Source organism: Enterobacter roggenkampii, assembly GCF_001729805.1.
In the GTDB taxonomy this organism is placed as follows: domain Bacteria; phylum Pseudomonadota; class Gammaproteobacteria; order Enterobacterales; family Enterobacteriaceae; genus Enterobacter; species Enterobacter roggenkampii.
Genome location: NZ_CP017184.1, coordinates 2492247 through 2503559 on the forward strand (window position 1 = coordinate 2492247; position 11313 = coordinate 2503559).

The window sequence follows — 11313 nt, forward strand, 5'->3', positions numbered from 1 at the left end:
AGAAATGCAAACAACTTACGCCTGAATAGTGATTTAAGGCAATTCTCAGCCGTTAAGGAAACTATTTGATTAACAGCGGCTTTTGCACAACACTGCCTGTAGAGACTTCGTTATCAGGATATCGTATGGCAACCACCCGACCCCGCGCGGAACGCGGCGCCTTCCCTCCGGGCGCTGAACAATATGGCCGCTCATTTTTAGGCGCATCGCTGATCTGGTTCCCGGCCCCCGATGCCGATCGCGACAGCGGTTTGGTTATTGCCGGCACGCACGGAGATGAGAACTCGTCTGTCGTCACGCTCTCGTGCGCGCTGCGGACGCTGACCCCAGCATTGCGACGTCACCACGTGATTCTTGCCGTGAATCCGGACGGCTGTCAGCTTGGATTACGGGCGAATGCACGAGGAATCGACCTGAACCGTAATTTCCCTGCGGCAAACTGGCGCGCAGGGGAAACGGTATATCGCTGGAACAGCTCCGCCGAGGAGCGGGACGTGGTGCTGCTCACGGGCGATAAACCCGGATCGGAGCCGGAAACGCAGGCGCTGTGCCAGCTTATCCATAAGATCCACCCCGCCTGGGTTGTCTCCTTCCACGATCCGCTGGCCTGCATTGAAGATCCGCGCCACTCTGACCTGGGCGCATGGCTGGCCCAGGCGTTCGACCTGCCGCTCGTCACCAGCGTGGGCTATGAAACACCCGGTTCATTCGGCAGCTGGTGCGCCGACTTGAGCCTGCCCTGCATCACCGCTGAGTTCCCGGCGATCTCCTCCGACGAAGCCAGCGAAAAATACTTAAAGGCAATGATGGATCTGTTGCGCTGGCAGCCTCAGAGGTGAAGTACGCCGCTGGTAAAATTAAGCGCCGGTGAAACGTCAACGGCCAGCCACGTCGGGCCATCCAGATCGGCGAAACGGACCTGATTGACCAGCGGCAGCGCCGCACCGATCGCCCGCGAGGTGCAAAGCATGCATCCCAGCATCAGGGCGAACCCCTGCGCCCGGGCGTCCGCCGCCAGGGCCAGGGCTTCAGTCAGTCCGCCAGTCTTGTCGAGTTTGATATTGACCATGTCATAGCGGCCCTTAAGCGCGCTCAAATTCTCACGGGTATGACAGCTTTCATCCGCACAGACGGGCAACGGATGGATAAAATTCTTCAGCGCCGCATCCTCTTTTGCCGGCAGAGGCTGCTCCAGCATCGCCACGCCCAGATCGGCCAGCAGCTGGCATCGCGCGGCCAGCCCTTCGGGATGCCACGACTCGTTGGCGTCAACAATGAGCGTGGCTGACGGCACCGCCGAGCGAATGGCGACCATCCGCTCGCTGATCAGACGATCGTCGAGCTTCACTTTTAACAGCGTGGCCCCGGCGTCATAGAGTGCTTTCGCACTGGCGGCCATCTGCTCGGGCTCCCCAATCACGACCGTTTGCGCGGTCACGATCGATTCCGGCACGGCCACGCCCAGCAGTGACGTCAGCGATTTTTGCTGCTGAGCGGCTTCAAGGCTCCAGAGCGCACAGTCGATGGCGTTGCGCGCCGCCCCGGCGGATAAGCGCTGCTGTAACGCCTCGCGCGTGAGGCCTTTTTGCAGGTCAGGTACCAGGGTCATGATCTGCGCCATCACGGATGCCAGACTTTCCCCATAGCGCGGGTAAGGCGTACATTCCCCGACGCCTTTAAACCCCTCTTCTTCGATTTCGACCACGACCACGCTGGCTTCACTTCGGCTGCCGCGAGAGATCACAAACGGGGTATGCAATGGCCAGGCTTCTTCATAGACCTTAACGCTTCTCATCACTGACTCCTTGCGGCCCGGAAAGGCGAAAAATTTGGTTTGCCGTGTTATCTGCTGATGGCATACACTAGCCACGACGTTAACTATATGTAAACAGGAAGATATCTATGTCACAACTCGTTCATTTCCAGGGCAACCCGGTTGCTGTAGCAGGTTCCATTCCGCAGGCTGGCAGCAAAGCGCAGGCTTTTACTCTGGTGGCTAAAGATCTGTCTGACGTCACACTGGCTCAGTTTGCGGGCAAACGCAAAGTACTGAACATTTTCCCAAGCATTGATACCGGCGTTTGTGCCGCATCCGTGCGTAAATTCAACCAGCTGGCGACTGAAATGGACAACACCGTGGTGCTGTGCATTTCCGCTGACCTGCCGTTTGCCCAGTCCCGATTCTGCGGTGCCGAAGGCCTGAGCAACGTTATCACCCTTTCCACCCTGCGCAGCGCTGATTTCCTCGAGAACTACGGCGTCAGCATCGCGGAAGGCCCACTGAAAGGTCTGGCAGCACGTGCTGTACTGGTTCTGGACGAAAACGACACTGTCGTTTTCAGCGAACTGGTTAACGAAATCACCACCGAGCCGGACTACACTGCCGCGCTGGACGTGCTGAAAGCATAATAAGTCCTTAGCATTCTATACAACTTATTCTCAACCTCGCCACGGCGGGGTTTTTTATTAGAAAATAGCTGAATCGTTAAAGCCAAAATATTCATCGATCACAAAAATCATGCAATAAAGACAGCAAAATGTAACTTCTGCGTGATCATTAACGCATTCTAATTGTTAAAATCACCTAATTTTAACCTCAGTGAAGCCCATCACATTTCCCTTTTTGTCTAAACATTAGATTTGCTTACGAAAGTAAATAATCGTTTCAGCAAAAAGGATAAACTATGAAGATCAAATTCGCTTTTACGCTCCTGGCGGTCCTGGTTTCTGGCCATGCCGCGGCTAAAACCTGGGTGCTGACAAGTGCTGAAAGCAGCGTAGAGAAAGGAAACTGGAAGATTTCCAGTGATGAGCTGAAAGTTAAAGATCAGACGTTCAGCATTGAGCAAAAAGTCTTGCACGGCGGCAAGCAGGAAGGCAGTAAAGTCATCATTATTAGCAGTAAAGATGGCCTGACAATTACGCTGAGCCCGACCCGCGGCATGAACCTTCTGCACGTTGAAGGGTTTGGCACCCGACTGGGGTGGGATTCCCCCGTCAAAGAGGTCGTGAATCCGGCTTATATCAATCTTGAAAGCCGAAACGGTCTCGGCTGGCTGGATGGTTTCAACGAGATGATGGTGCGCTGTGGCTATGAGTGGACAGGTCATCCGGTCACGGCGGACGGGCAAATTTACACCCTGCATGGCAGGGCCGGGAATACCCCGGTATCACAGGTGGAAGTTGAGGTGGCGGATGCCGCCCCGCATGAGATCCGCGTTCGGGGTTTGATCAAAGAGAGCACGTTCAAAAAAGCGGATCTGCAGACCATGACCGAACTGCGCTACGTTCCCGGAACCAACCAGTTCAGCCTGCATGATGTTATCACTAACCATGCCGATTACCCTCACGATTACCAAATCATCTATCACAGCAACTTCGGGACGCCGATCCTCGAAGAAGGCGCACGTTTCCTTGCGCCAGCGGCGAGCGTAAGCCCATTCAATGACTACGCCAAAGCGGGCGTTAACGACTGGCAAACCTATGCCGGGCCGACAAAAGGCTTTGATGAGATGGTCTTTAACATTCAGCCGCTCGCCGACAACAACCACGAAACGCTCGCGGCGGTGGTCAATAAAGCCGGAGATAAAGGCGCATCAATCCAGTTTGATACGCGCCAGCTGCCCGTGCTGACCTTATGGAAAAACACCGATACGCTGAAGCAGGGTTATGTCACAGGCATTGAACCGGGCACCAGCTACGCCTACCCCGTGACGATTGAACGCCAACAGAAGCGGGTTAAGCAGCTGCAGCCGGGTGCCAGCGCGCAGTTTGATCTGACCTATACCCTGCTCCACAGCTCGCAGCAGGTGAAAGAGGTCGAAAGCAGGATTGCGTCGATTCAGGGCGAGACAAAAACAGACATCGTTAACACGCCGTTGGCGAAGGAATAAATCTAAAGTGAAAAGTAAAAAGCCTCTTTGCAGAGGCTTTTTTGTTATTCGTCACCTTTCTTATGATTCAAACCATACTCACGTAGCTTATTGGCGATTGCGGTGTGCGAGACGCCCAGGCGTTTTGCCAGTTTGCGGGTGCTGGGATAGCTGCGGTACAGCTGCGTCAGCACAGAACGCTCGAAACGGCTGGTGATGTCATCAAGCGACCCTTCCATCGCCTCTTCCCCTACCGATACCGTTCCGGCGTCGTAATCCGGCAACAGGATATCTTGCGGGCGCAGTTCATACCCTTCAAGCTGGGTCAGCGCACGATATACGGCGTTTTTGAGCTGACGAATGTTCCCCGGCCAGCCGTAGCGCATAAGCACCGTGCCCAGATCGGCAGACAGCTTCGGACGAGGAACCCCCTGCTCATCGGCAAAGCGGGCGACGAACAGCTCCGTAAGCGGCATGATGTCCTGCGGACAATCGCGCAGCGGCGGAATGTTCAGCGTCAGGACGTTAAGGCGGTAATAGAGATCTTCGCGGAAGATCCCCTTTTGCACCAGTTCCACCAGGTTCTTCTGGGTGGCGCAAATGACGCGCACGTCCACATGCACCTCGTGATCCTCACCGACGCGGCGGAACGTGCCGTCGTTCAGGAAACGCAGCAGCTTAGCCTGCATACGCGGCGACATTTCGCCGATCTCGTCCAGCAGCACGGAGCCGCCGTTAGCCTGCTCGAAGAAGCCTTTCTTGCCCTCCGGCGCGTGACCAAACAGCTCGCTTTCAACGGCATCTTCCGGGATAGAGGCGCAGTTAAGTGCCAGATAAGGCTTAGCCGCACGCGGGCTCGCCAGATGCACGGCGTGAGCCAGCAGGTCTTTCCCGGTGCCGGTATCGCCGGTAATCAGCAGCGGCGCGGTCAGGCTTGCGAGCTTACGCGCCTGATCAACCACATGACGCATTTTCGGGCTGACGGCAATAATCTGGCTGAACGCGCCAACGTCCTGACTGGAGAGGTTTTGCAGCTGACGACCCATGCGTAGCGTCGAGCGCAGCATGATCACCGCCCCGGTCAACACGCGGGTATTCCCTTCCCCTTTCAGATAGACCGGCGTGATCTCCATCAGGAAATTCTGCCCGTTAATCACCACATGCTCGCTGTGCGTGTTCTGCGGATTGCTGTCCAGCCAGCGCTGGAAGTTAAAACCGGGGATCAGCTGCGCGGCGTGATGATTGCTGAGCTTCTCCTGGCTCTGCGCGAAAAGCTGGCAGCTCGCGTGGTTAACGCGCTCAACTTTGCTTTTCAAATCCAGAGAGAGGAACGGTTCAGGCATGGCTTCCAGCAGCGCGCTCAGCGCCAGGTGCTCACGCTCGGACGGCATCCAGGGAATGGTGCGTACATCCGTAACGCCAGCGATACGGCGGATTTCCGCCATCAGGCTGCTGAAGGTATTAAATTCAATTTCGGCAAAATTGAGGTAAATTCGCCCGACAGGATCGATCTCAATGCCACGTAAATCAATGCTACGTAAAACAAGAAGATCGAGTAATTCGCGGGTCAGACCGAGACGGTCTTCACAGAAGACTTCAAGACGCATGGGAAATTCACCGTTTTAAGCCAATAACAGTAAAATGATATGTCAGAACACGGTGATCGGGAAGATGGCTGTCAACAAATATTGACAGCCAGCACGATTAGTGAACAAAACCTCACGGCGAAGGTTTTTTATTAAGCGTCTCTTTGAGCTGGCCGATCAGTTCACGCCTGAAATCCCCCAGCCGGGGCTTATCGCCGTCAATCCAGGGCAGCGGACGGCAGACTTCCATCGCTTTAATCCCCAGGCGTGCGGTCAATAATCCCGCACCGATGCCCTGAGCCGCACGGGCAGAAAGACGCGCCGCCAGATCCTGCGACATCCAGTCCATGCCCACTTCGCGCACCAGCTCACTCGCCCCGGCAAACGCGATATTGAGCAGGACCAGCTTAAACAGTCTGATCCGACTGTAGTAACCCAGCTCTATGCCGTAAAGGTTCGCAATACGGTTGATCAGGCGCAGGTTACGCCAGGCGATAAAGGCCATATCGACCAGCGCCAGCGGGCTGACGGCAATCATCAATGTAGATTCCGCCGCAGAACGGCTGATTTCGCGCCGCGCCTGAGCATCCAGCACCGGCTGTACCATGTGGGAATAGAGCGTCACCACTTCCCGGTCATTCTGAGTTTCATGGATGGCGGCATACCAGCGCTGAAGCGCCGGATGCGACTGATCGATTCCGGCCTGGCTGGCCAGCTTTTCACAGAACGCGCGCCCTTTCCCGGTGCCGTGACTGTGGAGCAGATCCCGCGCTTCATCACGCTCGTGCGCGCGCTGTCGCAGACGCCAGAGTCGACGCCATTCGGTGGCAACCGACCCGACGCCAGCCCCCACAATCAGCGCGCCTGCGGCACATCCGCCCAGCGCCACCCAGTCCTGCGTGTGCCAGGCATTCATCGTCCACTGCACGCCCTGACCCACCACGCTTACGCCAAACAGCGCCAGACCGGCGGTGACCATCCTGCGCCACAGGCTGCGTTTTGGACGCAGCGCGGCGTCCACGACCGCCTCCGCCGGACCATCCTCAACAACCGGCTCGTCCTGCAGCGCCGGGGCAAAGTTATCGGCCTGGGTACCGCTGAACGTCTGCGCCGTTTTGAACGCCTCCTGAGGGTTCTGCTCAAGCGTTCCGGTAAAGTCAATGCGCGGTTTTAACGGTTCCGTCATCGCAACTTATCTCCAATCAAAAACTCCAGTGCCGCATCCAGACGGATGTGCGGTAAAGGCCTGTCGACGCTCATGGCCTGCGGGCGGAAGGCTTCAAACTGGAAGCCCTGATTCTGCCAGAAGGCCTGACCCGGCAGACGCGCAGGCACTTCGCCTGGGTAGACAGTAAGCGGTTCACCGTCGCTGAGCCGGTTCCCGCGTAATGCCGGTATTTTCTCGCCGTTAAGGTCGATTAGCCCGCTTTGCGTCGCCTGCACGGACGCGAGCCCAAGGCAATCCATGCTGATCCCTTCGAAGGCGGCGTTTTGCCAGGCGTCCTGTACCAGCTGCTGTAGCAGCGACACCATATTGGCATGCTGGTCGACGGTGACGTGATCGGCTTTTGTGGCCGCAAAGAGCAGTTTGTCGATCACCGGTGAGAAAAGACGGCGGAACAGCGTCCGCTGCCCGTAGTGAAAACTTTGCATCAGCTGCGTCAGGGCAAGGCGCATGTCGTTGAATGCCTGTGGCCCGCTGTTGAGCGGCTGCAGACAATCCACAAGCACAATCTGACGGTCAAATCGTAAAAAGTGGTTCTTATAGAATCCCTTGACCACCTTCTCACAATAGTAATGGTAGCGCTCGCGCAGCATACCGGCGTTAGTATGCTTATCCGCCTGCGCCAGCGTCGACTCGCCCACCCCATCCACATCCGGCCAGGGGAAAAACTGAAGCGCAGGCGCGCCCGCTAAATCACCCGGCAGAACAAAGCGCCCCGGCTGAATGAAGTGTAACCCTTCCTGTTTACACTGGTGTAAATACGCCGTCCAGGCGTCGGCAATGGCCGCCAGACGGTTTTCATCTGCTGGCGCAAGCGGGTCCAGCCCTTCGCACAGCTGTCGCCATTTGGCCGACCACCCGGCGCGTTGCCCCTGCAGCAATCCCGTCATCTGGCGTGACCAGCTGAGGTAATCCTGCGCCAGCATCGGCAGGTCGAGCAGCCATTCGCCGGGATAATCGACGATTTCAAGGTATAGCGTGGAGGTATCCTTGAAATGGCGCATCAGGGATTCATTCGAGCGGAAACGCAGCGCAAGGCGAATTTCACTGACCCCTCGCGTCGGCGTCGGCCACGCGGGCGGGTCGCCATACAGCTGTGCCAGCCCTTCGTCATAGGTAAAACGGGGAATACCAAAATCACGCTGAGGAACGCGCTTAACGCCCAACAGACGCTCTTCCCGCACCGCGCCAAGCAACGGCAGACGCGCCCCGGCGTGCAGGTTCAGGAGCTGGTTCACCATCGCGGTGATAAACGCCGTCTTACCGCTTCGGCTCAACCCCGTCACCGCCAGTCGAAGATGACGGTCAACGCCGCGGTTTACCAGTGAATTGATTTCGTTTTTAAGTCGCTTCATCGCCGTCCTTCGTTGCCTGGAAGCCTTGAATGCATGGCTTCAGAATACAATAAATGGGGGCAGATCGTTGATTATCAATTCTTATTTATTGCTATTGCCGTTTTTTCTCCAGTAAGATGAACGCCATTGCTGTCAGTCCTGAGTGAGTAAGGTGTATGTCACCCACCATTTATGATATCGCACGGGTTGCGGGCGTATCGAAATCAACCGTTTCCCGCGTTCTGAATAAACAAACGAATATTTCTCCTGAAGCGCGTGACAAAGTGCTGAAGGCGATTGACGAATTAAATTATCAGCCCAACAAACTGGCCCGTGCCCTGACCTCTTCAGGATTCGATGCCATTATGGTTATTTCGACCCGTTCAACCAAAACCACTGCCGGCAATCCTTTTTTCTCCGATGTTCTTCACGCCATTACGGCAAAAGCGGAAGAAGAAGGATTCGATGTTATTTTACAAACCTCAAAAAGCAGTGAAGACGATCTCCTGAAATGCGTGAGTAAAATAAAACAGAAGATGATCAAAGGGATCATCATGCTGAGTTCACCCGCAAATGAATCCTTTTTCACCACGCTGGACGCGTATGGCGTACCGGTAGTGGTTATCGGCAAAGTGGAAGGTGAGTATCAGAATATTTATTCCGTCGACACGGATAATTTTCATGACAGCGCCACGCTGACGGAAACCTTTATCAAAAACGGCCGCCGGAAAATTGCCTGCCTGCATGCGCCGCTTGAATATCATGTTTCGATCGATCGCCTGGCGGGTTATAAAGCCAGTCTGGAAAAGCACCATATTGCGATTAACCCGGACTGGATCATGGATGGTGGTTATACCCATGAGAGTGCGCTTAAGGCGGCTCTGGAACTGCTCTCTTCACCCACGCCGCCTGATGCCGTATTTGCTACCGACAGCATGAAGTTACTCGGCCTTTATCGCGCGGCGGATGAGTTAAATCTGATGATACCGGAACAGGTGGTGATAGCCGGATACAGTGACCCGATGCTGTCTCTCATTTTAACGCCCGCACCAGGCGGCTTTGATATCCCCACCCGCAAACTGGGGGAAGAGAGCTGCGATCTTCTCTTCAGGCGTATTGCGGGTCACCCCGCCCCGCAAAAAGTGCTGGTTGATACCCATTTTTTACTGGCGGCCTCGCTGCGCTAAAACCAGGGGCGGTTAGCCCCTGGAGGACCCACGGTCAGAATGCGTAATTTACCCCAACGCCCGCATAGTGGAAGCGGTCGTTTTTACCCTCGTCATGGTTTTCCCATTCGTAGGCGTATTCAAGCGTCATGGATAAACCGTTGTTGAAGTCATAGGCGTACTGCATACCCAGACGGTTGAAATCATGTCCTTCACGCTCAGGATCGTCCTGCCAGTCCCAGTTCGACCAGCGATCGAGCCCCAGTCGGGTGTAAGGCGTTAAGGTCGTCTGACCCAATGAAATAGGCAGGTAGGCGCGAATTTCCTGAGTGGAGAACTCGCCGTTATTACGTGAACCGTCCATATTGAAACCGCGCTCTAAATAGTAATTCACTTTAGCGGCAAAGGTGTCGTTAATGGTCCAGGTAAAGCCCGTTTCGGTTTCGACGCGGCTGTCTGAATAGCCTGTTTTTTCCAGATCGTTGGCAAACTGATACATGGCAAACCAGCCGCCGAAACGCCAGTCGTCGGTTAATTTAATATCCCAGTCCGGCTGAATTTTGTAGCGCTGCATATTTGCGCTGCCGTCTCTGGCGCCGTGTTCATCCTTAAAGTGATAGCCATAATTACGGAAACCACCGGTCAGACCGAACGTGAAATCATCGGTACCAATAAAACGATAGCGTAATTCAAATTCCGGGCGATCGAAATAGGTCCCACGGGTCATGCTGCTATAATCAACCGGCCCTTCCTGATACATCGCCAGCGAAATAGTCCAGGCATCCCAGGTCGCATTAAACCACACGGAGGGTTCATATAATCCGTCTTTATCTTCTCCCTGGCCTTCGACGTTTTCAATTTCATACATCGCGCCAATATTAAATTCCCATTGTTTAGCCGTTTCTGTTGCATGTGCGCAGCTCACCCCTGCGCACAGCACGAGCGCAGCACTTTTTAGTAGAGTACTCATAAAATATTCCCTTTATAATTAACAAACAAAAAAACCGGAAATTTGCATTTCCGGCAAACACCTTTCTTATCTAATAGCCGCTTCGGTATCGGCGTCGAAGAAATGGCACTTATTCATATCGAACTGGATGCCGATATTATCCCCAGCGGCATAATCATTCGCGGCTCCCGCGCGAACCACCAGCTCATGGCCGCCAACGGTGGCGTAGAGCATGAACTCCGCACCGGTCAATTCGGCTACGCTGACTTTCGCCGCGATATTTTCACCGCTACTCTGCTGGGTGAGAATATCTTCCGGGCGGATCCCAAAGACCACAGCTTTACGCTGATATCCAGCGGCTTGCAGTGCAGCGAGCTTGTCTTCCGGGATCGCCAGGCGCAGCGTTTCCGTGACGAAATAGCGGTCGTCGATGGCACCACGAACAAAGTTCATGGCTGGCGAGCCAATGAACCCCGCAACAAACATGTTTGCCGGCTCGTTGTATACCTGCTTCGGTGCACCGACCTGCTGAATAATGCCGTCTTTTAAGATCACAATACGGGTCGCCATCGTCATGGCTTCCGTCTGATCGTGGGTCACGTAAATCATCGTGGTATTGAGCTTCTGGTGAAGCTTGCTGATTTCAGCCCGCATCTGCACGCGGAGCTTGGCATCGAGGTTGGAGAGCGGTTCATCCATCAGGAACACGCCCGCTTCCCGCACTATCGCCCTGCCCAACGCCACGCGCTGACGCTGGCCGCCGGACAGCGCGCCGGGTTTACGCTTGAGGTACTCCCGTAGGCCGAGGATTTGTGCGGCCCAGTTGACGCGCTCTTCGATAACCGCCGGAGCGATTTTCTGCATCTTCAGGCCAAACGCCATGTTGTCATAGACCGTCATATGCGGGTAAAGCGCATAGTTCTGGAACACCATGGCGATGTCGCGCGATTTGGCGGGCACATCGTTCATACAAACACCGTCGATCACCAGTTCACCGGCGGAAATCTCCTCCAGCCCGGCAATCATGCGCAGCGTCGTCGATTTACCGCAGCCAGACGGGCCGACAAAAACGATAAACTCCTTGTCCTCGATTTCGAGGTTAAAATCCTTCACCACGTGGACCTGGTTATCGTAAATTTTCTGAATATGTTTCAGTGACAGTTGTGCCATTTTTAATTCCT

Annotated in this window: 10 protein-coding genes; 4 read left to right on the top strand and 6 right to left on the bottom strand. The window is 55.1% G+C overall.

The genetic code is table 11. From position 1 onward, the window contains the following. Window positions 1-125 precede the first annotated feature (125 nt). Window positions 126-839, top strand: coding sequence for a murein tripeptide amidase MpaA (mpaA, locus tag BFV67_RS11650; RefSeq protein WP_032663423.1), 714 nt, complete (start codon window positions 126-128; stop codon window positions 837-839). Here mpaA and ycjG read toward each other — a convergent pair. Then, entirely contained in the window at window positions 830-1795 is a 966-nt protein-coding gene (ycjG, locus tag BFV67_RS11655; RefSeq protein WP_069598374.1) for an L-Ala-D/L-Glu epimerase, read from the bottom strand. The genes mpaA and ycjG overlap by 10 nt on opposite strands. Before the next feature lie 107 nt (window positions 1796-1902). Here ycjG and tpx point away from each other — a divergent pair, with 107 nt between their 5' ends. Then, the gene (gene tpx, locus BFV67_RS11660; protein WP_008501256.1) at window positions 1903-2409 is read left to right on the top strand and encodes a thiol peroxidase; all 507 of its coding nucleotides are present in this window, start codon (window positions 1903-1905) and stop codon (window positions 2407-2409) included. A gap of 275 nt (window positions 2410-2684) precedes the next feature. Next, the gene (locus tag BFV67_RS11665; RefSeq protein WP_069598375.1) at window positions 2685-3893 is read left to right on the top strand and encodes an aldose 1-epimerase family protein; all 1209 of its coding nucleotides are present in this window, start codon (window positions 2685-2687) and stop codon (window positions 3891-3893) included. A 44-nt stretch (window positions 3894-3937) separates the two neighbouring features. Here the strand turns inward: BFV67_RS11665 and tyrR are convergent, their stop codons facing one another. The 3 genes from tyrR to BFV67_RS11680 form a co-directional block, all read right to left on the bottom strand. Beyond that, window positions 3938-5479 carry a transcriptional regulator TyrR gene (tyrR, locus tag BFV67_RS11670; RefSeq protein ID WP_008501254.1) on the bottom strand — a complete coding sequence of 514 codons (1542 nt, stop codon included), beginning with the start codon at window positions 5477-5479 and terminating at the stop codon, window positions 3938-3940. Between the two features lie 112 nt (window positions 5480-5591). Then, entirely contained in the window at window positions 5592-6644 is a 1053-nt protein-coding gene (locus tag BFV67_RS11675) for a YcjF family protein (protein ID WP_021240274.1), read from the bottom strand. After that, entirely contained in the window at window positions 6641-8038 is a 1398-nt protein-coding gene (locus BFV67_RS11680; RefSeq protein WP_045415711.1) for a YcjX family GTP-binding protein, read from the bottom strand. The genes BFV67_RS11675 and BFV67_RS11680 overlap by 4 nt, the downstream gene beginning before the upstream one ends. Before the next feature lie 155 nt (window positions 8039-8193). On the opposite strand from BFV67_RS11680, the gene BFV67_RS11685 reads away from it, so the two are divergent. Further along, window positions 8194-9204: a LacI family DNA-binding transcriptional regulator gene (locus BFV67_RS11685; RefSeq protein WP_008501251.1), complete on the top strand. Its 1011-nt coding sequence runs from the start codon at window positions 8194-8196 to the stop codon at window positions 9202-9204. A 34-nt stretch (window positions 9205-9238) separates the two neighbouring features. On the opposite strand, the gene BFV67_RS11690 is transcribed toward BFV67_RS11685, so the two are convergent. After that, window positions 9239-10153: an OmpG family monomeric porin gene (locus BFV67_RS11690; RefSeq protein WP_008501250.1), complete on the bottom strand. Its 915-nt coding sequence runs from the start codon at window positions 10151-10153 to the stop codon at window positions 9239-9241. A 66-nt stretch (window positions 10154-10219) separates the two neighbouring features. Beyond that, window positions 10220-11302 (bottom strand): ABC transporter ATP-binding protein, encoded by a 1083-nt coding sequence (locus BFV67_RS11695; RefSeq protein ID WP_021240476.1) that lies wholly within the window; start codon window positions 11300-11302, stop codon window positions 10220-10222. Between the last annotated feature and the right edge of the window lie 11 nt (window positions 11303-11313).